The organism is Acidobacteriota bacterium (assembly GCA_016712445.1).
Taxonomy (GTDB): domain Bacteria; phylum Pseudomonadota; class Alphaproteobacteria; order Caulobacterales; family Hyphomonadaceae; genus Hyphomonas.
The window spans coordinates 830,808-854,479 of sequence record JADJRB010000001.1 but is presented as its reverse complement, the minus strand read 5'-3'; the positions used below and the strand labels follow the sequence as shown (position 1 = coordinate 854,479).

Here is a 23,672-nt window from a genome sequence, read left to right as displayed (position 1 = left end):
GAGGTGTTTCCTCAGTCTTCAAAAGTGGAGCGGGAAGGGCGCGGCGGACGGCGCGGGGCTTCGGCATCGGACTTGTCGAGCAGCGCCTCGAGGGACTCGATGCGCCGCCCCATTGCCTTCGCAGACCGCCACAGGTCTTCGAGCATCCGCTCGTCATCGGGCTGCAGGGTCTTCTGCCGGCGCCACATCGTGACGTAGTGCAGGATCATGCCCGGCAGCACGATAAACAGGGCGACCGTGCCTGTGACGGCAATCAGGACGATGGAAGCCTCGTCCATCAAGCGTCTCCCTCAAGGCGGCGGGCGCGGGCCTCATCGCGGCTTTGTGCGATCAGGCCCGGGGTGCAGATGACCGCCAGGAAGGCGACCAGGCTGATAACTGACATCAACATTGATCAGCCCTCGGATTTCTTCGACGCGGCCTTGCCCTTGCGGGCCTTCAGGGCGGCGAGTTCCTTCTCGATCGCTTCGTCCTGCTCGAGGTCGGCGAATTCTTGGGCCAGGCTCGGCTCATGGCCGCGGATGGTGTCGGCGTAAGCCTCCATCTCGTCGACCTTGCGCTCCAGCTGGCTGTAGCGGAGGATCGCTTCATCGGCGCGGCCGTCATAGAGCTGGCTGCGCATGCGGATGCGTTGTTCAGCCGACTCGCGGCGCATCACCAGGGCACGGTGCTTCGACTTGGCTTCGTCGAGTTTCGCTTGCAGCTTGGTCAGGTCTTCCTGGCGCTTGGCGAACGCTTCTTCGGCAAAGCCCATCGCCGAGACGCGGCGCTCGATCTCGCTTTCGGCTTTCTGCTTGGCCAGCAGCGCGCCGCGGGCAAGGTCCTCGCGGCCCTTGTCGATGGCCAGCTCGGCCTTGGCGGCCCATTCGTCGCGCACGCTGGAGAAGTGGACGATATCGCGTTCCATCTCCTTCTTGTCGGCCATCGCACGGGCGGCCGAAGTGCGCACTTCCACCAGCGTGTCTTCCATTTCCTGGATGATCAGACGGGCAATCTTTTCGGGGTTCTCGGCACCATCAAGCATCGCGTTGAGGTTCGAGTTGATGATGTCGGAGAGGCGGGAGAACAGACCCATTTATTTATATCCTTTCTTGACCTGGCTCAGAAGAAGAAGCCGCCGAGGAACACGCCCGCGGCAAAGAAAATCCATGACTCGGCCGACCGCGTGGACAGCCAGCGGCCGAAGCGGCCAGCATCCGAGCGGGGTGGGTAGCGGTATTCACGGTCGTCCATTTTCTTCCTTGGTCCTTCGTTTGGGTTGGCAACGCCCGTCGCCTGATGGCTTTCCTGTTTTCAAGGACCGTGCCAGTTCAAAATTAATTCTATAGAGCGTTGAAAATAATGGATAAAAAAGTTTCCGCTGACGGCCTTGGCAAGAAAACTCAGCCAAAATCGCAAATAAAATAGTCGATTTCACAATCAATCTTGGCTAAATTGACCAAATGGTTGATCGCCCCACCCAACTCGTCGGTGAATCTCCTCCCTGGCTGTCGGCGCTCGAGCATGCGAGCCGCGTGGCGCCGCTGAACCGTTCGGTATTGGTGATCGGCGAGCGCGGCACCGGCAAGGAACTGGTCGGCGAGCGGCTTCACTTCCTGTCGAAGCGCTGGGAAGGGCCGTTTGTGAAGGTGAACTGCGCCGCGATGACCGAGACGCTGCTCGATTCCGAGCTGTTCGGGCATGAACGCGGCGCCTTCACCGGCGCCACCGAGATGCGCCGCGGCCGGTTCGAACTCGCCGATGGCGGCACGATCTTCCTCGACGAGATTGCGACCGCCGGAATGGCGCTTCAGGAAAAACTGCTCCGCGTGGTCGAATACGGCGAGTTCCAGCGCGTCGGTGGCTCCAAGGTCCTCAGCACCAATGTGCGGATCGTTGCGGCCACAAATGCAGACCTTCCGGCGCTCGCCGAGGCCGGAAAGTTCCGCTGGGACCTGCTCGACCGGTTGTCGTTCGACGTGATTACCCTGCCGCCGCTGCGGGCCCGGCACGGCGACAAGAGCCTGCTCGCCGATTTCTTCGCGCGCCGGATGGCGGTCGAGTTGGCGCAGGATTTCCCGGGCTTTGCACCGTCCGCGATTGCCGCGATCGAGGCGCATGACTGGCCGGGTAACGTGCGGGAGCTGCGCAACTTCGCCGAGCGACTTGCGCATCGGGCCCTGATGACGGCGCCGGACGATCTCGTGCAGTTCGACCCGTCAGCGTTGGACCCTTTCGCGTCGCCCTGGCGCCCGTCCGCGTCCCTGGCGCCCTCCACAAGTACTCCACAAAACACCCCTGTAGAGACGCCCGATTTATGGAGTGTCGGGGGCGGTTTCACGGGCGCCGTCCAGCTCTATGAACAGCGCCTGATCGATGCGGCCCTCGCGCGGGCAGGGGGCCACCAGGGCAAGGCCGCCGAAACGCTCGGCCTCACCTACCACCAGCTGCGCGGCCTCCTGAAGAAGCACGGGTATGCGAAGCCGGAAAAAGCCGGCCCCTGAACTGGAACGCGGCTTGCTTGGGTCCGGGCCTACGCCGCCAGTGCAGGGGCCAGCATGGTAAACACCGCCAACACCGCCCGGGCCGATTTCCTGGGGTTTGCCTTCGAGCCCATGGAGACGGCTGACGCCGTTCGCCGGCTCGCCGCAACCGCTTCGGCGGGCGGCCCGTTGCTGTCCGTTGTTACGCCCAATGCCGACCACAGGGTGCGCCTGGCGCGCGAGCCGGCGCTCTGGCCGCTGTATCATTCGGCCGGGCTAGTGCTCAATGACAGCCGCGTCCTGGCGCGCCTGGCGCGGTTTGACGGCATCGACCTGCCGGCTTCGCCCGGCGCCGATGTCGTCGCCGGCCTGTTCGAAACGGTCATCCGGCCGGACGAGCCGGTGGTGATCATCGGCGGCGTTGAGACCGATATCCGCGCGCTTCGGGCCCGGTTCGGGCTCGCCGATATCCGCTGGCACCAGCCGCCGAGAGGCTTGCGCGACAATGCGCGCGCCATCGACGCGGCGGCGGCTTTCATGGCGGCCAATCCGGCGCGCTTCCATTTCATCTGCGTCGGCAGCCCCCAGCAGGAGATGGTGGCCGACGCCGCCCGGGCGCGCGGCGACGTGCGCGGCGTTGCCCTGTGCTGCGGGGCGAGCCTTGAATTCCTGTCGGGCCGGGTCGCGCGTGCGCCGCGCTGGATGCAGGCGGCCGGCCTCGAATGGCTGTTCCGGCTCGCCGTGCAACCGCGGCGCCTCGCCCGGCGTTATCTCATCGAGGGCCCGGCCATCTTCCGGATCTGGATCGCCGCCCGCCACACAAAGGCTTGAAGGTTACAGATTTTTGCCCTCCCGCCGTCCTAATGGGGGTCGCGTCGGGGTTTACTTTGGGTCATACTTCACACCCGACATCCGCAAAGGAGAGACGCTCATGCAGATTCAGATCACCGGTAAGCACATGGATCTGGGTGAAGCATTGCGAGGGCGTATCGAGGAGGGACTGGAAGCGGCGGTCATCAAGTATTTCAACCGCACCGGCGAAGCGAACGTCTTCGTCTCTCAGCACGGCCCGTTCGTGGAAGTTGACTGCAATGTTCATCTGCCGTCCGGAATCGTGCTGCAATCCACCGGCCGGGCCGACGATCCCTATGCTGCCCTGGAAGTCAGCCTCGACAAGATGGAGAAGCGGGTCCGGCGCTACAAACGCCGCCTGAAGGACCACCATGCCGCTGCGCCCCAGCCGCTGCCGGCCTTTGCGGCGTCTGAATCGCTGATCCGCGTCACGGATACGGAAGATTCAGAAGATGAGGGTATTGAGGCAGGCAGCGCTCCCCTGACAGTTGCAGAAACGAGCGTTCAGATCCGTACGATGTCCGTTTCGGAGGCAGTCATGCAGCTCGAGTTGCAAGATGTCCCGGCATTGATGTTCAGGAATGCTGGCCATGATGGCCTGAATATGGTCTACCGCCGCCCCGATGGGCACATTGGCTGGGTCGATCCCGCCAATACCCCCCGCACCTGAGTGTCACGGAAACGTAGATTGATGGCTACAGATCTGAGTACCCTGCTTCAGGGCGGGGTAATCATCCCGCTCCAGGACGTGTCGAGCCGCAAGCAGGCGATCCACGTGCTGTGTGAAGCGCTCAGCGACGCGACCGGTATTGGCGCGCGGGCGATCGAGGATGCCGTGATGGAACGCGAACGGCTCGGCTCGACCGGCGTCGGCGAAGGCGTTGCCATTCCGCACGCGCGCCTGCCTGGCCTGGAAAAGCCCGTGGGCGGGTTCATGCGCCTGCTGCACGGCGTTGATTTCGAAGCGATCGATGAGCGCCCCTGCGACCTGATCTTCATGCTGCTGGCTCCGGATGGCTCGGGCGCTGACCACCTGCGCGCGCTGGCGCAAGTCAGCCGCGTGTTCCGCCAGAGCCCGGTGCGCGACGCGCTGCGCAAGGCGCGCAACGAAGACGACGTGCGCGCCGTGATCTGCAAGGAATCGGTGAGCGGCTGATCCCGGCCGTGAAGGCATAAAGAAAAAGCCCCGTCTCGATGAGGCGGGGCTTTTCCGTTTCGAGGCAGGGCTGGATCACTCTGCCGGGGTGGTTTCCAGGAAACCGCGGTCGCGCAGCAGCGGTTCGATCGACGGGTCGGCGCCGCGGAAGTTGCGGTAGAGTTCGTCGGTCTCGCGCAGGCCGCCCGACTGGTAGACCCATTGCTTCAGCTTCGCCGCGAGTTCCGGATTGAAGATGTCGCCGGATTCCTTGAAGGCCGCGAAACCGTCCGAGTCCAGAATGTTGGCCCAGAGATAGGCATAGTAACCGGCCGAATACCCGCCGGCGAAGATGTGGCTGAAATAGTTGGTCCGGTAACGCGGTTCGATGACCGACGGAATGTTGTATTTCGCCAGCACCGATTCCTCGAACGCCCGGGCATCGGTGACCTGCATCGCTTCCTCATAGGTGAGGCTGTGCCAGCTGAGATCGATCAGCGAGGCGGCGAGGAACTCGGTCGTGCCGAAGCCCTGGTTGAAGGTCGATGCCTTGCGCATCTTTTCGACCAGGTCCTGCGGGATCGGCTCACCCGTCTTGTAGTGATGCGCGTAGCCCGCCAGCACTTCCGGCTCACTCGCCCAGTGTTCCATCACCTGCGAGGGGAATTCCGAATAGTCGGGTCCGCCATAGGTGCCCGAGAAGGAGGCGTAGCGGATGTTGGTCAGCAGGCCGTGCAGGCCGTGGCCGAACTCGTGGAACATCGTCTCGACTTCGGTGAACGCCAGAAGGCTGGGTTCGCCTTCAGCCGGGGGCGTGACGTTCAGATTGTTGGTAATCAGTGGACGGATCGAAACGCCGTTGATATTGGATTCTTCGCGGTAGGCGCTCATCCATGCGCCGCCCTGCTTGGAGGGGCGGGCATAGATGTCGGCCAGGAACAGGCCGAGGAATTCGCCCGACGCCGTGTCGGTCACTTCCCAGGCTTCGACGGCCGGGTTCCACGCGGTCACGTCGACCGGCTTGAAGCTCACGCCGAACAGCTTGCTGGCCGTGTCGAAAGACCCCTTGCGGGCTGCACCGGCCTCGAAGTAGGGACGCAGCGACGACTCGTCGAAAGCGTACTTCTGTGCACGGACTTTCTCGGAATAGAACCAGTAGTCCTCGCCCGAAATCGTCAGCTTGTCGCCAGCAATCGCCTGCATGTCCGCGATTTCCTCGTTGGCGCGCTTCAGGCCGGGCTCCAGCACCTTCGCGAGGAATTCCATCGCGTTTTCCGGGGTCTTCGCCATCCGGTTGGCGATCACGTAATCGGCATGGCTCTTGTAGCCCATCAGCTCGGCCTTCTTGGCGCGCAGCTGGGCGATCTTGATGGCGATCGGGCCGTTGTCATACTCGCCGGTCGACGCGCGCAGGCGGTAGCCGTCGAACAGCGCCTTGCGCAGTTCGCGGTCTTCTGCGGTCTTCATCACGTCTTCGAACACGGCGCGGTCAACGCCGATCAGCCAGCGCTCTTCGCCCGGCACCTTCACGGCCGCGCGCACTTCCGGAGAGATGCCGGCGAGGCGTTTCTCGTCGGTCACTTCATACTTGAACGCCTTGGTGGAGTTCAGCAGGTTCTGGCCGAACTGCGTCGTCAGGGTCGACACTTCTTCGTTGATCTTCGCGACTTCGGCTTTCGCCTCCGGCGACAGTGCTGCGCCGGCGCGCACGAAGCCGCGGTGCGTCAGCTCCAGCAGGCGTGCATCCTGCTCGTCGAGGCCGAGACGGTCCTTGCGGTCGTAGAGGTCCTGGACCCGGGCAAACAGCCTGGCATTGAAGGTGATCGCGTCGCGCTCACGCGTCAGCATCGGATAGATTTCTTCTTCCAGCTTGCTGAGGTCGTCATTGGTGTCAGTGCTGGTGATGTTGCCGAAGACGTTCATCACCTTGTTGAGGGCTGCACCGGAGGTTTCGAGCGCGAGGATCGTGTTCTCGAAGGTCGGGGCATCCGGGTTGTTGGCGATCGCGGCGATCTCTGCGCGCTGCTCGATCAGCGCCTGTTTGACGGCGGGCAGGTAGTCGGTGACCTCGATGTCGGCAAAGGGCGGCAGGCCGTAGGGCGTGGTCCACTCTTCGCGGAAGGGGTTGCCCTCCAGCTCTTCGGCGGTGACCACGATTTCGGGTAGCGCGGGTTCGGCCTCTGCGGCGAACTCGGCGGGCGCCACGGGATCGGGGCTGGTGCAGCAACCGCTGACGGCAAGGGCAACAGCGGCGGTTGCACCTTTGAGGGCTTCGGTCATTTTCATCTTGGCTCCTTGGGAGAGAATTGGGTTGCGGCGGGTTTAGCCGCGCATTCGGCGCTTGGCCAGTCAGCGCGCCAGTCAGCGGGGCAGGCGGGCGACCACGCGGTGATATTCCTCCAGCGTTTCCTCGAATATCCGGGCGATCGGCTTCACGTCGTGGATGCGGCCGGCCACCTGGCCCGTGAGGGCGATTCCTGCCTCGAGGTTGCCGCCGAAATACACGTCCTGCGTGCCGGCAAACTCGCCGAATATGTTGGGGCTGCCCTCTTTCTCGAGCCGGGTGGTCCGCTCGGTGCGCAGGGCGCGCAGGGCAGGGCCAGGCCCTTGCCGGTTCAGGAAGACCGTGTCGGTGGAATCGGCGCCGACGATGGCCTCCTTCCAGTTGGTGTGCACCGGGCTTTCGGCCGAAGAGAGGATGCGTGTGCCCATCAGCACGCCTTCCGCGCCAAGCGCGAAAGCAGCGGCCATCGTGCGCCCGTCCATGATGCCGCCGGCGGCAACAACCGGCACCGAGACTTTCTCGCAGACCTGCGGCACGAGGACCATCGAGGCGACATCCTTCGGGTTCTTGAACCCGCCGCCTTCGCCGCCCTCAACGATGAGCCCGTCCACGCCCGCCTCGATGGCGCGCAGGGCGCCGGAGAGAGAAGGCACGACGTGGAAGACGGTGAGCCCCGCTTCCTTCAGCATGCCGGTATATTTCATCGGGTCGCCGGCGGAGGTGGTGACGAAGCGGATGCCCTCATCGATGATGAACTGCACGATGTTCGGATCGCGCACGAAGGCCTGTGCGACGTTCACGCCGAACGGCTTGTCCGTCAGCGTCTTCATCTTCTTGATTTCTTCGCGGATGGCCTCAAGCTCGCCCGACGAAGTTTCGATGATGCCCATGCCCCCGGCATTGGAGACGGCCGATGACAGCTGCGACCGGGCAATCCAGCCCATCGCGGCCTGGATGATCGGCTTTTCGATGCCAAGCATCTCGGTGATGCGTGTCTTCACGGGCGCTGCGGGCATAGGTTTCCTCCGGCGTTTTTGTTGACCGGAGTTAGAAGGACATGACGGGGCGCGACGCAAGGGGGCGCGCGTCAGCTGCCGCGTGGGACCGGTGTGCCGTGAATGGCGGCGAAGTGGCGGGCGATCAGGCGAGCCGAAGGAAGGCAGGCGCGGCCGTTCGCCTCGGCGTAGGCGATGCCGTCGACACGAGGGCTGCTCGCGTGCAGCACCAGTGTCGGGGCATTGTGGCGACCTTCGCCCAGCAGGGAAGTGATTGGTGCGCGCGGCTGGTCGATGCCGACATAGACAATCTCGACGGTCTCCTTCAGGGCTGGGTACCAGGAGAGCACGCCCCAGAGCTCGGCGCATTCGGGGCAGAATTCGCGCCGACCATTCGCGGCAAAGCCGGGGGGCAGCAGGAAGAGCGTATCGCGGGGCATGACGGGCGGACCTTTGAGTGTCCGCCTGTTCTAGCGCCGGATGACGGCGATGTCGCGCAGGACGCTGATCTCGAGTTCGTCGATCTCGTGGAGCTTCTTGAGGATGTCGCGTATCCCCACGACCGCGAGCGGGGCGCCCGATTCACCGGTCACCACAACGTGCCGGATCCGGTGGTGGGCCATCAGCTTCACGGCGGCTTCGAGCCGCGTGTCGGCCTTCACGGTGATCACGTTGCGGGTCATCCAGGTTTCCACGATCGAGTGGCTGACCGACCCGCCGCCCGCATAGAGCGCACGGATGATGTCCTGGTCCGACAGGATGCCGACAAGCTGGCCTTCCGGCCCAGTCACGGCGATGGCGTTCGAGCCGTCGGCAACGAGGCGGCTGACAGCGGTCATCAGGTGGTCGGATGGGCCGCAAGCGAGCAGTGGCCCGGGCTCAAGCCCGATAAGGGTCTGAATGGTCATTCGCGTCTGCTCCGTCTGGAACACGGACGCCGCCTCGCGGGATTGCAGTTCAGGCGGTATCCCATTCCGCAAGTCCGATGCTGCCACCAACGGCCAATCTTGGCAAGAAAATGCGGCGCCGGTCGCGCCCCCCGGTGACTTCTGCGCGCGCCGGGCTAGGGTGCGCCCAACTAGACGGCAGGGAGGCGCCCATGAGTGCAGGATATGACATTACGAAGGATACATGGGAGCGGTTCACCTTTGAGCGGAAAGGCCGTGTACTGACGGCCTTCATCACGTCCACGCATCCGGTGAACGGCGTCGATGAGCAAATGCATACGGAACTCGCGCTGGTCTTCAATTGCCTGCAGCGGGATTCGGAGAGCGACCTCATCATTCTTTCCGGCAAGGGCAGAGCCTTCTGTGCGGGCGGGGATTTTGACTGGTTCGAGGAGCAGATCAATCATCCCGAGCGCTTCCGGGCCATCGGCTGGGACGCCAAGCAGATCGTCGTGACCCTGCTGCAGATGGAGAAGCCGATTCTCTGTCGCATGAACGGCGCCGCGGCCGGGCTCGGCGCGACGATTGCGCTGCTGTGCGACGTGATCATCGCGGATGAGACCGCGAAGATCGGCGATCCGCATGTGAAGGTCGGCCTGGTTGCCGGCGACGGCGGCGCGCTGATCTGGCCGCAGCTGATCGGTTTCGCAAAGGCGAAGGAGCTGCTGATGACGGGCGACCTGCTGTCGGCGAAGGAGGCGCAGGCGCTCGGCTTGATCAACTATGCGGTGCCGGCAGCGGAGCTCGATGCCAAGGTCGACGAGATTGCGGGCAAGATCCTCGCCAATCCGAAATGGGCCGTGCGCTGGACCAAGACCACCGCCAACATCCCCCTGCGGGCGCTTGCGGCACAGCTGATGGATGCCAGCATCGGGTGGGAAAGCGCGTCGAACTATCTCGCCGACCGGCGCGAAGCGGTGACTGCCTTCAAGGAAAAGCGCGCGCCGAAACTGACGGGAGAGTGAGGCGATGACCTGGGGCGCGGAAGACTTCGTGGCGGCGGGCCTCATCCTTGGCTCAGTGTTTACGGCCTTCCTGCTGGCATGGCGCCGGTCCACCCGCATTGCTTACCTGATGGCATTCGCGGCAGGGCTGGGCGCGGCATTCCTGCTCGTCTGGGTATCGCTTGCGGTCGGCATCGTCGGCGAGCCCGGCCACGCCGCCAACCTTGTCTTCGCGGCTGTGCTCCTGGCGGCGGTCGCCGGCGCAGCGTGGTCGCGGCTCGAGCCCGGTCGTCTTTCGCGTGCGATGTGGGTTACCGCATGTGTGCAGGCAGCTGCCGGCATCTTCGCCGTGATCGTCACGGCGCGGATGCCCGGCGCGCCCGGCGTCTGGCTGGTTGCCGGGTTCAACGCCGGTCTTGCGGCGGTGTTTGCTTTCTCGGCATGGCTGTTCCGAGTAGAGGACGGCCTGCAGCGCGCCGCAAAGCAGGCATTTGACGGCGGGGCCCGCGCATACTAAATCGACCTCGTGGTGATTTGGCCGGCCGGCTTGCAGCCACGTTAAACAACTCGCTAAAGGGCCGAGATGCGGGGATTGCCTCCGCTTTTCCCCTTCATTGCGGCGTGTTTATTGTCCTCCAAGCGGGCCGATGAGGACGACCGATGCCGATCAAGATTCCGGATACGCTGCCCGCGCGCGAAACGCTGCTGAGGGAAGGCGTGGCGGTGATGCGCGATTCCGATGCGATCCGGCAGGACATCCGGCCGCTGCAGATCGGCCTCTTGAACCTCATGCCCAACAAGATCCGCACGGAAACGCAGATCGCGCGCCTGATCGGCGCCTCGCCGCTACAGGTTGAGCTGACACTCGTGCGGGTCGGCGGCCACCAGCCGAAAAATACGCCGGCCGAACACCTGATCAGCTTCTACCAGACCTGGGAGGAGATCCGTCACCGCAAGTTCGACGGCTTCCTGGTGACCGGTGCGCCGGTCGAGCAGCTACCCTTCGAGGACGTCACCTATTGGGAAGAGCTGTCGCAGATTTTCGACTGGACACGGACGAACGTACATTCGCCGTTCTATATCTGCTGGGGCGCCATGGCGGCGGCTTGGCACTTCCACGGCCTGCCGAAATACCAGCTCGGCCAGAAGGCCTTCGGCGTCTACCGCCAACGCAACCTTGCGCCGGCTTCGCCTTTCCTGTCGGGTTTCTCCGACGATTTCCTCATTCCGGTCTCGCGCTGGACCGAGGTGCGCAAGGACGACGTGCTGGCACGGCCGCAACTGGACCTTCTGGTCGATTGCGAGCGGACAGGGCCCAGCCTGCTCCATCATGCCGCGAGCCGCAGCTTGTTCATGTTCAACCATGTCGAATACGATTCCTTCTCGCTGAAGGAAGAGTATGACCGCGACGTGGCGCAGGGCGCCGAGATCGCGGTGCCGCACAACTACTATCCCGGTGACGATGCGACGCGCCCGCCGCTGAACCGCTGGCGGAGCCACGCGCACCTGCTGTTCGGCAACTGGATCAACCAGACTTACCAGTCGACGCCCTTCCTGCTGGACGATATCGGCCGGGTAGCGGTTTCCGCCTAGTCACCCGACCGGCGACCCAATCCGGGCTTGCCGTGCGCTGATTTTTTTGGTCACTCGCGCGCAAGCCTGCGGGATGACGGGCCAATCAGGACGCTTCGGGAGGGCGCCGTAAAATGACCAACGCAGTTTCTGGCCGCGCAGGCTTTGCGCGGGCCTTGATGGTGTGCGCCTTGCTCGGCGCAGGCGCGCCTCCGGCCTTTGCCGACACAGGCGATACGGCCTGGATACTGACCTCGACTGCGCTGGTCCTTTTCATGACGCTGCCGGGACTGGCGCTCTTCTATGGCGGCCTCGTGCAGTGGAAGAACCTGCTGTCGATCCTGTCGCAATGCCTGGCGATCGCCTGCCTCATGTCGATCCTCTGGGTCGTGGCCGGTTACTCGATTGCGTTCGGTGACGGCAATGGCGCGGCCGAAGGCACGGGCGCCGTGTGGGGCGGCTTCGGCAAGGCCTTCCTCGCCGGCGTCGGCACGGCGTCAGAGGCCGGCACCATCCCGGAATCGGTTTTCATCATGTTCCAGATGACATTTGCGATCATCACGCCCGCGCTGATTGTCGGCGCCTACGCCGAGCGTGTGAACTTTGCGGCGGTGCTTGGCTTCAGCGCGTTGTGGATGCTGCTGGTGTATGCGCCGGTCACCCACTGGGTCTGGGGCGGCGGCTGGCTCGCCGGTCTGGGCGTCAGTGATTTTGCAGGCGGCCTGGTCGTGCACGCAACGGCCGGCGTCAGTTCGCTGGTCTTTGTGCTGATGATGGGCAAGCGCACAACCTTCCCCCACGAACTTCGGCCTCCGCACAATCCGGCCTTCGTGATGCTGGGCGCGGCGATGTTGTGGGTTGGCTGGTTCGGATTCAATGCCGGCTCGGCGCTCGGCGCGAATGCGTCGGCAGGGCAGGCGATGCTGGTGACGCATCTTTCTGCCTCGACGGCCGCCCTCGTCTGGATGGCGATCGAATGGGTGAAGTACGGAAAGCCGACGCTTGTGGGCATTGCGACCGGCACCATCGCCGGGCTCGCCACCATCACCCCGGCGGCTGGCTCGGTCGGCCCCGCCGGCGCGCTGGTGATCGGCGCGCTGGCGTCGGCCACTTGCTACGGCGCGGTCATATTCGTGCGCGGCCGGCTGAAGATCGATGACAGCCTCGACGTGTTTGCTGTGCACGGCGTCGGCGGGATCCTCGGCACGCTGCTGATCCCCTTTCTCGCCAGCTTCGGACCCATGGCGCCGGGGCTCGGCGGCATGACTTTCGGCGGCAAGCTTGGCGCGCAACTGACAGGCGTGGTCAGCGTCAGCGCCTATTCGGTCGCCGTCTCGTTCATCCTCCTCGCGGCCCTCCGGCAAGTGATCCGGCTGAGGGTGAGTGCCGAGCATGAAACCAATGGGCTCGACACCTCAACCCACGGCGAGTCGGCCCATGGCCACGGATGATGCGCGGGCAAGTTGCTGAAGTCCCCGAACCGGGTCTAATTGCGCCATGTCCACGAGTTTTGCTGCCGAGCCCGATCATGTGACCGAAATCCGCCGCCAGCTGGCGCGCTGGGTAGCGGAAAAGATGCCGCGCGAGAAGCGGCGCGCCTGGGACAAGGCGGCGACGTGGGACCGGGACCTGTTCCGCGAGCTGGCAGCCATGGGCCTGATCGGACTGACGATCCCCGAGGAATTTGGCGGTCAGGGCGAGGATATCTACGCCGCTGCCGCGGTGATCGAGGAACTCTGCCAGGGCGGGCCCAGCATGGCCGGGCCGTTCATCCATGCGGCCTTCTATGGCGGGCTGAACATATCCGAGAACGGATCAAGGCAGCAGAAGGAAGCCTTGCTGCCGAAACTGGCGCGCGGCGAAATGTTCCTCTGCTACGGCCTGTCGGAGCCGAACGTCGGCGGCGACCTGCCGAGCGTCGAGACGCGCGTGGAGCGCAAGGATGGCGAGCTGGTCATCAACGGCGCAAAGCGCTGGTGCACCGGCGCCGACTGGTCGGACTACATTTACTGCCTCTGCCGGTCCGGTGAGCCGGGTGACCGCCACGGGAACCTGACGTTCGTCCTTGTGCCGACAAAGGCGAACGGCGTGACGATGCAACCCATCGAGCATTCCAACCTTCGCTATACACATTCGATGGATGTGTTCTTTGACGATGTCCGCCTGCCTGAGAGCGCGATCGTGGGCGGGCCGGAGAAATGGAACAAAGGCTGGGAGGCGCTGGCCGGGCGGGCGCTGGATGTCGAGAAGATCGAGATCACCGCAGTCGCCTACGGCATCGCGCGGGCCGCGCTTGAGGAGGCGTGGAAGTATGCCGGTGAGCGCGTGCAGTTCGGCAAGCCCATAGGCAAGCACCAGGCGATTGCGCACAAGCTCGTCACGGCACGTACGAAACTCGCGGCGTGCCGCCACATGCTCTATCATGCCGCCTGGCTCGCCGGGGAGGGAAAGCCCTGCTCGGCTGAAACCGCGATGGCTAAGCTGTTCGTCGCCGATACCGGCATCGAGATCGGCCTCGCCTGCCAGCAGGTCATCGGCGCTTACGGGCTGTCGGACGCCTATGATATCGAACGCAATGTGCGCGAATTGCTCAGCATGCCGATCGTTGGCGGCTCTTCCGACATGCAGAAAAACAACCTCGCGCGCATGTGGCGGCTTTGACCCAAGTCGAATCCGTCCCCGAGCTTTCCTATGCGGCCTATTTCGACGATCCGCTCAAACGGCGCCTTGTGCATGCGGTCGAGCGATTGTCCGGCCAGCCGAAGATCAAGCAGCTCTACGACCACTACCGCGCAGACCTCGCGCGGGATGTCCCGTTTTTCGAGGCGGCGATCCGCCTCCTGGACCTTGATGTCCAGTTCTCTGCCAGCCGCCACGCCGCCATCCCGCGCGAAGGACCGCTGGTTGTGGTCGCAAACCATCCTTTCGGCGTGCTCGACGGGCTGGTCATCAGCTGGCTGATCAGTTTGCGGCGCCCGGACTTCAAGGTGCTTACTAACTCTGTGCTCGACGGCGTGCCGGAAGCGCGGCCATACCTTCTGCGTGTCGACTTTGCAGGCACGCGCGATGCGATCGAAGCGAATGTGGCGATGCGCAAGGCGGCACTGGCGCACGTGAAGCAAGGCGGCTGCATCGTCGTGTTCCCCAGCGGCGGAGTGTCGACAACGCCCACGCCGTTTGATCCGCTCGCAGTCGACGACGAATGGAAACCCTTCACGGCCAAGCTCATCACGCAGTCGCGCGCGCACGTTACGCCCATCTTCTTCGCCGGGCAGAATTCGCGTCTTTTCCAGATCGCTTCGCACCTGTCGCTGGAGCTGCGCCTTGCACTCGTCTTCCGGGAAGTGCGCCGGCGGATCGGCAAGACCTTGCGCGTCGAGATCGGCGAGACGCTGACACCGGAAACGCTGGAAACTGCCGGCAAGCGCCGCGGCCTTATGGAGTTCCTGCGCGAGCAGACCTACGCGCTCGCGCCGGATGGCAAGGCGCCGCAATACCGCGCGGCCGGCGTGCGTTTCCAGGCCAACAAGCCGAAGATATTCAGGTGAACGGGCCTGTCCGGCTGCGCCGTGCAGACGCCGCCGATGCCCCCCGCATCGCGGCGATCCACCGCGAATCCCGCGCCGCCGCCATGCCCTGGCTCGCCGTGGTACACACGCCGGAAGAAGATCTCGACTTTTTTGCCAGGCAGGTATTGCCGCGGGCTTGCGTGTGGGTGGCCGATGTGGAGGGTGCCGTCGCAGGTTTCGCCGCCCTTGAGGGCAACCGGATCGAGCATCTCTACATCGATCCCGGATACTGGCGGCAGGGAGTAGGGCATCTCCTGCTCAGCCGCTGCCTCGAATAGGACGGGCCTCTTGAGTTGTGGACGTTCCAGCGCAATGAACGGGCAAGGCGATTCTACGAGGCGCACGGATTCGTTGCGGCGCAGATCACCGACGGGTCGGCAAATGAAGAGCGGGAGCCGGACGTATTATACGTCCTCGACCGCCATGGAACAGGGCGAGGCGCGCCATGAGTGATGAATTCGGCAATGCGATCGACGGCGCGATGGAGCATGCCGCCGCCGATGCGGCTGCAGGCCTGTCGCGCGGCCATGCCCATGCCGGCGAGGCGTGCCTGAATTGCGGCGCCGTCCTCACCAGTGATTTCTGCGCCGAGTGCGGCCAGAGCGCGGGCAGTATACGCCAGCCTTTCTGGACCCTGCTGGCCGAAAGCCTCGAGACCTTCTTCTCGATCGACGGGCGCATCGCGCGCACCCTGCCGGACCTGCTGCTGCGTCCGGGGCGGATGACCCGCGCCTATCTCGACGGCCAGCGCACGCGGTTCATTCCGCCGTTCCGGCTGTACGTTTTCGCTTCGCTGGTCTTCTTCGTGCTGATGCCGCTGGCCACCGGGCAGGGGCTTGGCCTCTCCACAGGGGGTGGCCAGACGATGGACGAGGCCCGTGCCCAGGTCGAGAAGTCGTATGCCGACGGTGACCTGACCGAGGCGGAATACCAGGAGGCGATCAACGGCCTCAACGAGTTTGAAGAAGCCTGGCGGCAGGGCATTCCCGGCTTTCTCGCGCCGGATCCTACGAAACCGGACCAGCCGGTGCCGCCCGGCACGCCAGATGACGCAGCTGCAGAGGCGACGACCGGCGGCGATTGGGCCGGGTTCATGCCGCAGGAAGCGCTCGATGCCATGCGGGCCAGCGGCGACCCGGAAGCCACCAGCTTTGCCGAGGCGATGGAAGACCCGAGCCGCATGGCCGACCGGACGCGCGAATGGATTCCGCGCCTCATGTTCGTCATGCTGCCGGTCTACGCGCTCTTGCTGGCCGCGACATATTTCTGGCGACGCCAATTCCTGTTTTTCGATCACCTGATCGTGTCGCTGCATTTCCACTCGGCGCTGTTCCTGGCCATGTCGGTCGGCATGCTCGCTGCGATGCTGGTCGGATATGGCTGGGTGTCGCTGGCCTTGCTGGTATTTTCAAACTGGTACCTCTACCGGCTGCACCGGGTCGTCTACCAACGAGGCCGCGTCGCCTCGGTCCTGCGCACGATGACACTGGATGTCGTCTATTTCGGCTTTATCCTCGCCGGGTTGCTGACCGCGGCCATTCTCGGGGCGTTGTCGATCTGAGGGCTTGCCCGCTTCGCGTGCCTCGCCGAAAGTGCATGCCAGTGCGCCGGAGGATACCGGTGGGGAGGAACGCCATGTACCGGATGATTGCGGCGGCCTGCAGCGCGGCCGCCTTGTTGCTTGGCGCGTGCGCAGCGCCGCCTGCGCCCCAAACGGCGCCGGGCGTGACCGTTTTCCTCAACGCCGACATCGTGACAGTTGACGACCAGATGCCTGCAGCGCGCGCGGTCGCCGTGCGTGAGGGGCGAATTCTCGCCGTGGGTACCGAGGCCGAGGTGTTGAAGACGGCGGGCGCCGGCGCGGAGCGGCGCGATCTGGGCGGCGCGACCCTTGTGCCAGGGTTTATTGACGCGCACGGCCACCTCACCATCATGGCCCAGTCCGCCGCCATGGCTGACCTGCAGCCACCGCCGGCCGGCACAGTCGCCTCGATCGCAGATATCCAGGCGCAGCTTGGGGCCTGGCAGGCCGCGCATCCGCAGGCGCCCTGGATCACCGGTTTCGGGTATGACGATTCCCTGCTGGCCGAGCGCCGCCATCCGGACCGGCACGACCTCGACCAGGTGAGCGCCGATATACCAGTCATGCTGGTGCACACATCGGCGCACTTCGTGACCTGCAACACCGCCTGCCTTGAGGCTGCCGGCATCACGGCCGACACTCCCGACCCGTTCGGCGGCGTGATCCGGCGCGAGGCTGACGGCAAGACGCCGAACGGCGTGCTTGAGGAAACGGCGCTCGCGCTCGTGATGCGCCACGTTCCTGCCCCGAACCAGGACATGCGCATCGCCGGCATGGAGGCCGCACAAGCGATCTACGCGCGCAACGGCATCACCACGGTGCAGGACGGCGCCAGCTCTCCGCAGCAGATCGAGGACATGCGCGCCGCAGCGGCGGCCGGAAAGTTTTATCTCGATGTCGTGGCCTACCAGCATTTCCCGGATGGCACATCGATCGGGACGGACTTTGCAACCTCGCCCGGCTATGACGGGCATTTCCGCGTTGGCGGCATCAAGCTGATCCTCGACGGATCACCACAGGGCAAGACGGCCTGGCTGACCAAACCTTATCTCGTTCCGCCTGCGGGCCAGGACACAGGATACTCCGGGTACGGCAGTTATAGGGATGAGGGACTGGAAAGCCTGCTGGCTGAGGCGCACGCCCGCGCCATCCAGGTCATCGCACATGTCAACGGTGACCGCGCGATCGACCAGTTGCTGGATATGGAAGCCGCCTCGCGGGAGGGAAGAGCGTCGGCCGATTTGCGCACCGTCGCAATCCATGCCCAGACCGCACGGGATGACCAGCTGGACCGCATGGGCTCGCTCGGGATCATCCCGTCCTTCTTCGCGGCGCATCCCTATTTCTGGGGCGACTGGCACCGCGACCAGGTGCTTGGCCCCGACCGCGCGGCCAGGATCAGCCCGCTGGCTTCGGCAACTGCGCGCGGGCTTGCCTATACGATGCACACGGACTCGCCGATCGTTCCACCGGACATGCTTCGCCTCATGTGGACAGCGGTGAACCGCGAGACGCGGTCGGGTGTCGTTCTGGGGCCAGACGAAAGAGCGCAGCCGCTCGATGCCTTGCGCGCGGTCACGATCAACGCGGCGCGGCAATATTTTGAAGAGGCCGACAAGGGCTCCATCACAGCGGGCAAGCGTGCCGATTTCGCGATCCTGTCGGCGAATCCGCTGACCGTCGACCCCGCCGCGATCAAGGACATACGCGTCCTCGCCACGATCAAGGACGGCAAAACCGTGTACGAAGCGCCATGATCAAACCGGACCGGCTTCGCGCAGAAGCACTGAAACTTCCTCGCGCACTGGAGCGGCCGCATTTCGACTGGGCGAGCTTCCGGGTTGATGCACCGAAGGGACGTATCTTCTGCACCTTGCCGCCGCACCACGAATTCTCGAACGTGTTCCTTACGCCTGACGAACAGCGCCTGCTGTGCGAGGCGGAGCCAGCAATCTTTTTCCCGGTGCCGAACAAATGGGGAGAGAAGGGCGCCACCTCGATCCGCCTGAAGGCGTGCGACCTCACCACCTTGCGCTCGGCGCTTGTCATGTCCTGGCGCCATGCGGCGCCGCCGAAGATCCACCCAGAACTGGCGCTTTGACCGCGTCCGGAAAGAGACTAGCGTTACACCATGCCTGATACCCACGCTCCGGCCGACGCCCTCGACGCGCTTTTGCCCGAACTCGCGGCGCGGGCCGGCGAGATGGAAGAGGCGCGCCGCCTGCCCGCTGATCTAGCCCGCAAGCTCGCGGCCACCGGCGTTTTCCGGATGGTGACGCCGCGCCGGTTTGGCGGACTCGAACTCAGCCCGCGCGAAATCGTCGAGACCACCGAGCGGATCGCTGCCGCCAATGCCAGCGCGGGCTGGTGCGCGATGATCGGCGCGACCACGGCGCTCAACGCAGCTTATATGGAGCCGCACTTCGCCGAGGAAATCTATGCCGACCCCGCCATCATCACGGGCGGTGTCTTCGCGCCTATGGGCCGCGCTGTCGTGGACGGAGACGACTACCGCGTCTCCGGCCGCTGGCAGTGGGGATCCGGCTCGGCAAACTGCACCTGGCTCTGCGGCAGCTGCACGATCTGGGAAAATGGCGAGATGAAACGCCTCGCCTCCGGTGCGCCGGACACGCGCATGATGGTGTTTCCCGCCAGCGATGCAGTCCTTCACGACACCTGGCACGTCATGGGTCTGAAGGGCACGGGCTCGGGCGACTTCGAAGTGAAGGACATTCGCGTGCCGCGCGGGCGGTCCGTCTCGCTGGTGACCGACACGCCGCGTGAGCCCGGCGCGCTCTACAAGTTTCCCGCCTTCGGCCTGCTGTCGCTCGGCGTCTGCGCCGTCGCGCTCGGCAATGCGCGTGGCGCGCTTGACGCCTTCCACGCGCTGGCCACTGTCAAGAAAAGCCAAGGCTCGTCCAAGACGCTCTCAGAGCGCCAGACCATGCAGGCGGATTATGCCCGCTGCGAAGCCGCCTGGCGCGCGGCGCGGGCCTACCTCTATGCCGAGATCGACAGGGTCTGGCAGGTCGCTCAGCAGACGGATGAAATTCCGGTACCGCTGCGCGCCGACCTGCGCCTTGCCTGCACGCACATGACACGCACCGGCGCCGATATCTGCCGCACGCTGTACGATCTTGGCGGCGGCGCGGCCCTGTTCGAATCGAACGACCTGCAGCGCCGCTTCCGGGACGCCCACGCCATCACCCAGCACATCGTCACGGCGCCGTCGACACTGGAGCTGGCTGGCCGCATCCTTTTCGGCCTGCCGACCGATGGTGGAATGGTTTAATCCCGACGTAGCGGCGCCCCGGCGCGGGCCGGCTCCCGGACGCCATCTGGCGCGAGTCTTGCTGTCAGGGGCGTATGCCCAGCTCCCTACAGTCTCTCGCGCTTGACCGTGACCTCTTGGCTGTGCCGCCGCCTTTCCGGCCGCACGCCGTTGCGCCGGCCCTGACGGTCGTCATCACCAACTACAATTATGCGCGCTATCTCGGCGTGGCTATTGACAGTGTCCTATCCCAGGACCGGACGGTCGAGCTTGTGGTCGTTGACGACTGTTCGACCGATAATTCACGTGACATCATCACCGCCTATGCCGGCCGCCTGAAGGCGATTTTCCTGCCGGTGAACGGCGGCCAGGGCGCAGCCTTCAATGCTGGTTTCGCCGAAGCGACCGGCGACCTTGTGATGTTCCTCGATGCGGACGACTTCCTGCTTCCGGGCGCGGTCGCCAGCATCCTGTCGAACCGCAAACCGGGCGTTTCGCTTTACCTCTACCCGATGCGGTATTCGGACAAGTCCGGCACCCTCGGCGGCGTGCACCCGGCCCGCGGCTTCTCCGGCGGCGACATTTCTGCCCTCCTGCGCGAGCGCGGCCGGTATGACGGCACGATCACGTCTGGCATGGTGATGGACCGTGAGCGGATGAAGTCCTTCATGCCGATGGATGCGGCCTCCTTCCGATATGGCAGCGACGGGCACATCGCCGTCGCCGCGCCGCTCTACGGCGTCGTCAGTCCAGAGCGCGACCTCATCTCTGCCTACCGCCTGCACGAGGCGCAACACACCAGCGCCGCTTCGGGTATCGTTGCCGCCCGCGCCCGCTGGCGCATCACGCACGACCATGCCCGCTATGCCGTGCTGCGCGAACATGCTGGCCGTACGGGCCTGTCGGTCGCCGCCGAACTCGGCGGTCGCGACAGTCTCCACCTGAAGGAGCGTCTCGTCTCACTTGTCTACGACCCGGCGCAGCATCCTGTGCCGTCTGACTCTGTGAAAGCCTTGCTCGGCCAGTTGCGGCGCGTGTCGCTGGCGCAGATCAGCGGGCCCTACCGCTTCCTTCGGGCCGCCTGGTGGGTCCTGCTCGCCTGCCTTCCCGCAGGCCTGCGCCGCAAAGTGCTGGCCTGGGAGGTCGAGCCCGCGTCGCGCCCGCAATGGTTCACCCGCGCCGTGCGCGCGCTGCGCCGCAAGCCCTGACCTACCAGCTCTCGTTCCAAGGCCTGAGGTCGAGTTCGTGAGTCCAGGCTGAGCGATGCTGGCGGTGCAGCCAGACATAGTTCTTCGCAATTTCGTCCGGGATCAGCAGGCCGTCACGCGCGCGCCGCTCATCGGCGTCGGCGAGGTTCTCGCGGATGAACTGGCTGTCGATCGCGCCGTCGACGACGATATGCGCGACATGGATTCCCTGTGGGCCCAGCTCGCGTGCCATCGACTGGGCGAGCGCCCGCAGGGCATGCTTGGCGCCGGCAAAGGCCGAAAAACCTTCGCGGCCCCGCACACCCGCTGTCGCGCCGGTGAACAGGATCGTTCCTCGTCCGCGCGGACGCATCACACGCGCCGCCTCGCGCCCGGCCAGGAAACCTGAATAGGCCGCCATCTCCCAGACCTTGTGATAGACGCGGCTGGTCGTATCCGTGATTCCGAAGCGCACATTGGCGCCGATATTGAACACGCAGACTTCCAGCGGGCCGATCTCGGCTTCGATCTGGTCGACCAGCGCAGCGGTCGCCTCTTCTTCGCGCGCATCCACGCCGAAGGCGCGTGCCTTGCCGCCTTCTGCCTCGATGTCCGAGACGAGCTGGGCAAGCGAATCGAGATTGCGCGCCCGCCGCGTCACACAGGCCGTGAGGCCCTCGCGCGCGAAGGCCCGTGCGATCGCGCCGCCCGTCGCATCCCCCGCGCCCACGATCAACGCTGCTCCGCTTGCCATGCCTGCCTCCCGTTTCTTTTCGGAACTTACTCTCGCGCACACTTGCGCTCCACACAAGGAGCAGGGCTAAACAGGCTGATGAGCCGAACCCTCCACATCGCAATTGCCGGCGCCGGGATCGGCGGCCTGGCTGCAGCCGCCCTGCTTGCCCGCGCAGGCCACCGCGTCTCCATATTCGACCAGTTCGAACAGGCCGGTCCGGTCGGCTCCGGCTTGATGCTGCAGGAGACCGGGCTCGTCATTCTTGGCGCGCTAGGCCTGCGGGAAACGGCCGAAGCGCTTGGCAGTCCGATCCTCCGGCTCTGGGGGATTTCCGCCGACACCGGCCGCGCCGTCCTGGACGTCCGTTACGCAGCCTTGCGCCAAGGGCTCGCCGGCGTGGGCATCCAGCGCGCGGCCCTGTTCGGCCTGCTCAGCGAGGCGGCCCGGGCCTCCGGCGCGGCGCTTGTCGCGTCCACGCGCGTTTCGGCCGCCAATCCGGAAACCGGCATGCTGGTCACCGCGCAAGGCGCGCACGGGCCGTTCGACCTGCTGCTCGACTGCATGGGCGTGCGCTCTCCGCTTTCGTCGGCGCCCGTCCGCGAATTGCCCTTTGGTGCGCTCTGGGCAACCTTGCCCTGGCCCGAGGCCGGCCCGTTTGACAACACCGCCCTTGAGCAACGCTACCAGGCGGCCAGCAAGATGGCCGGCGTCATGCCATCGGGCCGGGTGCAGGACGGCGCGCCGCAAAGCCTCACCTATTTCTGGTCGATCCGCGGCGATGCTTACCCGGATTTCCGGGCAGCGCCGCTCACGCACTGGAAGGACGCGGCCCGTGCGCTCTGGCCAGACACCGCGTTGCTCATCGATCCGTTGACGGAGCATGACCAGCTCACATTCGCGCGCTATCGCCATCGTACGCACTGGCCGGCAGCCTCCGGGCGCCTGATCCACATCGGCGATAGCTGGCACGCCGCCAGCCCGCAGCTCGGGCAGGGCGCCAACATGGCGCTGCTGGATGCCTATGCCCTCTCGCGCGCAGTAGGCGCGGGCGGCGAAGCGGCGGACATCGCGGCGTCCTATGTCCGGCAGCGCGCGGCGCATGTGCGCCTGTTCCAGCTGATGACCTGGGCCTTCACGCCCGTCTACCAGTCCGACTCGCGACTGCTGCCCTGGCTGCGCGACTGGCTGGCGGCGCCGGTATCGAAGATCTGGCCCACGCCAGCATTGCTGGCCGCCCTCGTCAGCGGCGCCCTCGGCTCTCCGCTGCGCCGGCTCGGCCTCAGCGCTGGCAGGTAGGGCAATAGAAAGTCGACCGGCCGGACTGCACGATGCGCTTCACGGGCGCACCGCAGCTTTTACAAGGCTCGCCCTCCCGATCATAGACGTCAAAGCGATGCTGGAAATAGCCGAGCCCACCGTCGGTCGCCGCGAAGTCCGATATTGACGATCCGCCGGCCGCGATGGCCTCGGCAATTACCGCGTTGATCGCCGGCGCGAGGCGTGCGGCGCGCAGGCCCGGCACCGTGCGCGACAACCGCTTCGGCGAAATCCCGGACCGGAACAGCGCCTCGCAGACATAGATGTTGCCGAGGCCTGCGATGATCGACTGGTCGAGCAGCGCGGCCTTGATTGGCGCCGCCTTGCCCGCAAGAGCGGTGTCGAGGTAGGCGGCCGAAAACCCGTTCGACAACGGCTCCGGCCCCATCGTCTTTAACCTTGGGTATGCCTCAAAAGTCGCGGCGGGCCAGAGTTCCATGAAGCCGAACCGGCGCGGGTCGTTATAGGTGACGGTCTCGCCGCCTTCCATGTGGAACACGACGTGGTCGTGTGCCGGTGCGCCGCCCGGATCGTGATGAAAACTTGCGGTCGCCCCCCCGCCAACTGTGAACCGCCCGGTCATGCCGAGATGCATCACCAGCACCTCTCCGGTCGAGAGGTGTGCCGCGAGGAATTTCGCCTGCCGGGCGAGCCGGTCGATCCGCGCATTCGCCACCCGTTCGGCAAACCGCGCGGGCAGGGGAAAGCGCAGATCGGCCCGGCGCTGCTCAAGCCGCAGGATGCGCCGGCCCTCCATCACAGGGGCAAGTCCGCGGCGAACTGTCTCGACTTCAGGTAATTCAGGCATCCTTATCGCAT

24 protein-coding genes, 1 pseudogene and 1 riboswitch are annotated in these 23,672 nt (G+C 65.1%); of the genes and pseudogenes, 17 read left to right on the top strand and 8 right to left on the bottom strand.

What is annotated here, in order from left to right; genetic code table 11:
- Nucleotides 1-11: 11 nt before the first annotated feature.
- Both pspB and pspA read right to left on the bottom strand, forming a co-directional pair.
- The gene (gene pspB, locus IPK75_04340) at nt 12-278 is read right to left on the bottom strand and encodes an envelope stress response membrane protein PspB (GenBank protein ID MBK8197577.1); all 267 of its coding nucleotides are present in this window, start codon (nt 276-278) and stop codon (nt 12-14) included.
- 116 nt (nt 279-394) lie between these two features.
- A complete protein-coding gene (gene pspA / locus IPK75_04335; protein ID MBK8197576.1) occupies nt 395-1,075 on the bottom strand; it encodes a phage shock protein PspA in 681 nt (226 codons plus the stop codon).
- Nucleotides 1,076-1,442: 367 nt separating this feature from the next.
- Between pspA and pspF the strand changes: the two genes are divergently transcribed.
- From pspF to IPK75_04315, 4 genes are all read left to right on the top strand, one after another.
- On the top strand, nt 1,443-2,483 hold the full coding sequence (gene pspF / locus IPK75_04330; protein ID MBK8197575.1) for a phage shock protein operon transcriptional activator: 1,041 nt from the start codon (nt 1,443-1,445) through the stop codon (nt 2,481-2,483).
- A 54-nt stretch (nt 2,484-2,537) separates the two neighbouring features.
- Nucleotides 2,538-3,293: a WecB/TagA/CpsF family glycosyltransferase gene (locus IPK75_04325; protein MBK8197574.1), complete on the top strand. Its 756-nt coding sequence runs from the start codon at nt 2,538-2,540 to the stop codon at nt 3,291-3,293.
- A 100-nt stretch (nt 3,294-3,393) separates the two neighbouring features.
- A complete protein-coding gene (raiA, locus tag IPK75_04320; protein ID MBK8197573.1) occupies nt 3,394-3,984 on the top strand; it encodes a ribosome-associated translation inhibitor RaiA in 591 nt (196 codons plus the stop codon).
- Between the two features lie 21 nt (nt 3,985-4,005).
- Complete coding sequence (locus IPK75_04315) at nt 4,006-4,470, top strand: PTS sugar transporter subunit IIA (protein ID MBK8197572.1); 465 nt, start codon at nt 4,006-4,008, stop codon at nt 4,468-4,470.
- A gap of 75 nt (nt 4,471-4,545) precedes the next feature.
- Here the strand turns inward: IPK75_04315 and IPK75_04310 are convergent, their stop codons facing one another.
- From IPK75_04310 to IPK75_04295, 4 genes are all read right to left on the bottom strand, one after another.
- A complete protein-coding gene (locus IPK75_04310) occupies nt 4,546-6,729 on the bottom strand; it encodes a M3 family metallopeptidase (GenBank protein MBK8197571.1) in 2,184 nt (727 codons plus the stop codon).
- Nucleotides 6,730-6,810: 81 nt separating this feature from the next.
- Nucleotides 6,811-7,749: a nitronate monooxygenase gene (locus IPK75_04305; GenBank protein MBK8197570.1), complete on the bottom strand. Its 939-nt coding sequence runs from the start codon at nt 7,747-7,749 to the stop codon at nt 6,811-6,813.
- 71 nt (nt 7,750-7,820) lie between these two features.
- Complete coding sequence (locus IPK75_04300; protein MBK8197569.1) at nt 7,821-8,168, bottom strand: DUF3088 family protein; 348 nt, start codon at nt 8,166-8,168, stop codon at nt 7,821-7,823.
- 30 nt (nt 8,169-8,198) lie between these two features.
- Nucleotides 8,199-8,636, bottom strand: coding sequence for a CBS domain-containing protein (locus IPK75_04295; GenBank protein MBK8197568.1), 438 nt, complete (start codon nt 8,634-8,636; stop codon nt 8,199-8,201).
- 191 nt (nt 8,637-8,827) lie between these two features.
- On the opposite strand from IPK75_04295, the gene IPK75_04290 reads away from it, so the two are divergent.
- The 12 genes and pseudogenes from IPK75_04290 to IPK75_04235 all read left to right on the top strand — a co-directional run bounded on the left by IPK75_04290 (nt 8,828) and on the right by IPK75_04235 (nt 20,821).
- Nucleotides 8,828-9,640 (top strand): enoyl-CoA hydratase/isomerase family protein, encoded by an 813-nt coding sequence (locus IPK75_04290; GenBank protein ID MBK8197567.1) that lies wholly within the window; start codon nt 8,828-8,830, stop codon nt 9,638-9,640.
- 4 nt (nt 9,641-9,644) lie between these two features.
- Nucleotides 9,645-10,136 carry a hypothetical protein gene (locus IPK75_04285; protein MBK8197566.1) on the top strand — a complete coding sequence of 164 codons (492 nt, stop codon included), beginning with the start codon at nt 9,645-9,647 and terminating at the stop codon, nt 10,134-10,136.
- Nucleotides 10,136-10,213, top strand: a riboswitch (SAM riboswitch). (Overlaps the previous gene by 1 nt.)
- 66 nt (nt 10,214-10,279) lie before the next feature.
- Nucleotides 10,280-11,212, top strand: coding sequence for a homoserine O-succinyltransferase (locus tag IPK75_04280; GenBank protein MBK8197565.1), 933 nt, complete (start codon nt 10,280-10,282; stop codon nt 11,210-11,212).
- A 158-nt stretch (nt 11,213-11,370) separates the two neighbouring features.
- Nucleotides 11,371-12,642 (top strand): ammonium transporter, encoded by a 1,272-nt coding sequence (locus IPK75_04275; protein MBK8197564.1) that lies wholly within the window; start codon nt 11,371-11,373, stop codon nt 12,640-12,642.
- A 46-nt stretch (nt 12,643-12,688) separates the two neighbouring features.
- A complete protein-coding gene (locus IPK75_04270) occupies nt 12,689-13,852 on the top strand; it encodes an acyl-CoA/acyl-ACP dehydrogenase (GenBank protein MBK8197563.1) in 1,164 nt (387 codons plus the stop codon).
- Nucleotides 13,849-14,739 (top strand): lysophospholipid acyltransferase family protein, encoded by an 891-nt coding sequence (locus IPK75_04265; protein ID MBK8197562.1) that lies wholly within the window; start codon nt 13,849-13,851, stop codon nt 14,737-14,739. Before IPK75_04270 ends, IPK75_04265 begins: the two co-directional genes overlap by 4 nt.
- A gap of 83 nt (nt 14,740-14,822) precedes the next feature.
- Nucleotides 14,823-15,209: pseudogene (locus tag IPK75_04260) on the top strand (GNAT family N-acetyltransferase).
- A complete protein-coding gene (locus IPK75_04255; GenBank protein MBK8197561.1) occupies nt 15,206-16,321 on the top strand; it encodes a DUF3667 domain-containing protein in 1,116 nt (371 codons plus the stop codon). The pseudogene IPK75_04260 and the gene IPK75_04255 overlap by 4 nt, the downstream one beginning before the upstream one ends.
- Nucleotides 16,322-16,356: 35 nt before the next feature.
- Nucleotides 16,357-18,099, top strand: coding sequence for an amidohydrolase (locus tag IPK75_04250; protein ID MBK8197560.1), 1,743 nt, complete (start codon nt 16,357-16,359; stop codon nt 18,097-18,099).
- The gene (locus IPK75_04245; GenBank protein MBK8197559.1) at nt 18,096-18,443 is read left to right on the top strand and encodes an MmcQ/YjbR family DNA-binding protein; all 348 of its coding nucleotides are present in this window, start codon (nt 18,096-18,098) and stop codon (nt 18,441-18,443) included. Before IPK75_04250 ends, IPK75_04245 begins: the two co-directional genes overlap by 4 nt.
- A 30-nt stretch (nt 18,444-18,473) precedes the next feature.
- Nucleotides 18,474-19,634, top strand: a complete 1,161-nt coding sequence (locus IPK75_04240) for an acyl-CoA dehydrogenase family protein (protein MBK8197558.1) — start codon at nt 18,474-18,476, stop codon at nt 19,632-19,634.
- Nucleotides 19,635-19,708: 74 nt separating this feature from the next.
- Complete coding sequence (locus IPK75_04235) at nt 19,709-20,821, top strand: glycosyltransferase family 2 protein (protein ID MBK8197557.1); 1,113 nt, start codon at nt 19,709-19,711, stop codon at nt 20,819-20,821.
- Between the two features lies 1 nt (nt 20,822).
- Here IPK75_04235 and IPK75_04230 read toward each other — a convergent pair whose 3' ends face one another.
- Nucleotides 20,823-21,554 (bottom strand): SDR family NAD(P)-dependent oxidoreductase, encoded by a 732-nt coding sequence (locus IPK75_04230; protein MBK8197556.1) that lies wholly within the window; start codon nt 21,552-21,554, stop codon nt 20,823-20,825.
- Between the two features lie 78 nt (nt 21,555-21,632).
- Between IPK75_04230 and IPK75_04225 the strand changes: the two genes are divergently transcribed.
- Nucleotides 21,633-22,832 (top strand): FAD-dependent monooxygenase, encoded by a 1,200-nt coding sequence (locus tag IPK75_04225; GenBank protein ID MBK8197555.1) that lies wholly within the window; start codon nt 21,633-21,635, stop codon nt 22,830-22,832.
- On the opposite strand, the gene mutM is transcribed toward IPK75_04225, so the two are convergent.
- Entirely contained in the window at nt 22,816-23,661 is an 846-nt protein-coding gene (gene mutM, locus IPK75_04220; GenBank protein MBK8197554.1) for a bifunctional DNA-formamidopyrimidine glycosylase/DNA-(apurinic or apyrimidinic site) lyase, read from the bottom strand. The genes IPK75_04225 and mutM overlap by 17 nt on opposite strands.
- Nucleotides 23,662-23,672 lie beyond the last annotated feature (11 nt).

What these genes read in the sequence shown, in the direction of transcription:
- IPK75_04230 (MBK8197556.1), bottom strand. Translation starts at nt 21,554, where the DNA reads ATGGCAAGCGGAGCAGCGTTGATCGTGGGCGCGGGGGATGCGACGGGC.
- IPK75_04290 (MBK8197567.1), top strand. Translation starts at nt 8,828, where the DNA reads ATGAGTGCAGGATATGACATTACGAAGGATACATGGGAGCGGTTCACC.
- IPK75_04285 (MBK8197566.1), top strand. Translation starts at nt 9,645, where the DNA reads ATGACCTGGGGCGCGGAAGACTTCGTGGCGGCGGGCCTCATCCTTGGC.
- pspA (MBK8197576.1), bottom strand. Translation starts at nt 1,075, where the DNA reads ATGGGTCTGTTCTCCCGCCTCTCCGACATCATCAACTCGAACCTCAAC.
- IPK75_04250 (MBK8197560.1), top strand. Translation starts at nt 16,357, where the DNA reads ATGCCAGTGCGCCGGAGGATACCGGTGGGGAGGAACGCCATGTACCGG.
- pspF (MBK8197575.1), top strand. Translation starts at nt 1,443, where the DNA reads ATGGTTGATCGCCCCACCCAACTCGTCGGTGAATCTCCTCCCTGGCTG.
- IPK75_04245 (MBK8197559.1), top strand. Translation starts at nt 18,096, where the DNA reads ATGATCAAACCGGACCGGCTTCGCGCAGAAGCACTGAAACTTCCTCGC.
- IPK75_04270 (MBK8197563.1), top strand. Translation starts at nt 12,689, where the DNA reads ATGTCCACGAGTTTTGCTGCCGAGCCCGATCATGTGACCGAAATCCGC.
- IPK75_04225 (MBK8197555.1), top strand. Translation starts at nt 21,633, where the DNA reads ATGAGCCGAACCCTCCACATCGCAATTGCCGGCGCCGGGATCGGCGGC.
- IPK75_04300 (MBK8197569.1), bottom strand. Translation starts at nt 8,168, where the DNA reads ATGCCCCGCGATACGCTCTTCCTGCTGCCCCCCGGCTTTGCCGCGAAT.
- IPK75_04275 (MBK8197564.1), top strand. Translation starts at nt 11,371, where the DNA reads ATGGTGTGCGCCTTGCTCGGCGCAGGCGCGCCTCCGGCCTTTGCCGAC.
- IPK75_04315 (MBK8197572.1), top strand. Translation starts at nt 4,006, where the DNA reads ATGGCTACAGATCTGAGTACCCTGCTTCAGGGCGGGGTAATCATCCCG.
- IPK75_04255 (MBK8197561.1), top strand. Translation starts at nt 15,206, where the DNA reads ATGAGTGATGAATTCGGCAATGCGATCGACGGCGCGATGGAGCATGCC.
- IPK75_04325 (MBK8197574.1), top strand. Translation starts at nt 2,538, where the DNA reads ATGGTAAACACCGCCAACACCGCCCGGGCCGATTTCCTGGGGTTTGCC.
- IPK75_04280 (MBK8197565.1), top strand. Translation starts at nt 10,280, where the DNA reads ATGCCGATCAAGATTCCGGATACGCTGCCCGCGCGCGAAACGCTGCTG.
- IPK75_04310 (MBK8197571.1), bottom strand. Translation starts at nt 6,729, where the DNA reads ATGACCGAAGCCCTCAAAGGTGCAACCGCCGCTGTTGCCCTTGCCGTC.
- IPK75_04305 (MBK8197570.1), bottom strand. Translation starts at nt 7,749, where the DNA reads ATGCCCGCAGCGCCCGTGAAGACACGCATCACCGAGATGCTTGGCATC.
- pspB (MBK8197577.1), bottom strand. Translation starts at nt 278, where the DNA reads ATGGACGAGGCTTCCATCGTCCTGATTGCCGTCACAGGCACGGTCGCC.
- IPK75_04295 (MBK8197568.1), bottom strand. Translation starts at nt 8,636, where the DNA reads ATGACCATTCAGACCCTTATCGGGCTTGAGCCCGGGCCACTGCTCGCT.
- mutM (MBK8197554.1), bottom strand. Translation starts at nt 23,661, where the DNA reads ATGCCTGAATTACCTGAAGTCGAGACAGTTCGCCGCGGACTTGCCCCT.
- IPK75_04240 (MBK8197558.1), top strand. Translation starts at nt 18,474, where the DNA reads ATGCCTGATACCCACGCTCCGGCCGACGCCCTCGACGCGCTTTTGCCC.
- IPK75_04235 (MBK8197557.1), top strand. Translation starts at nt 19,709, where the DNA reads ATGCCCAGCTCCCTACAGTCTCTCGCGCTTGACCGTGACCTCTTGGCT.
- raiA (MBK8197573.1), top strand. Translation starts at nt 3,394, where the DNA reads ATGCAGATTCAGATCACCGGTAAGCACATGGATCTGGGTGAAGCATTG.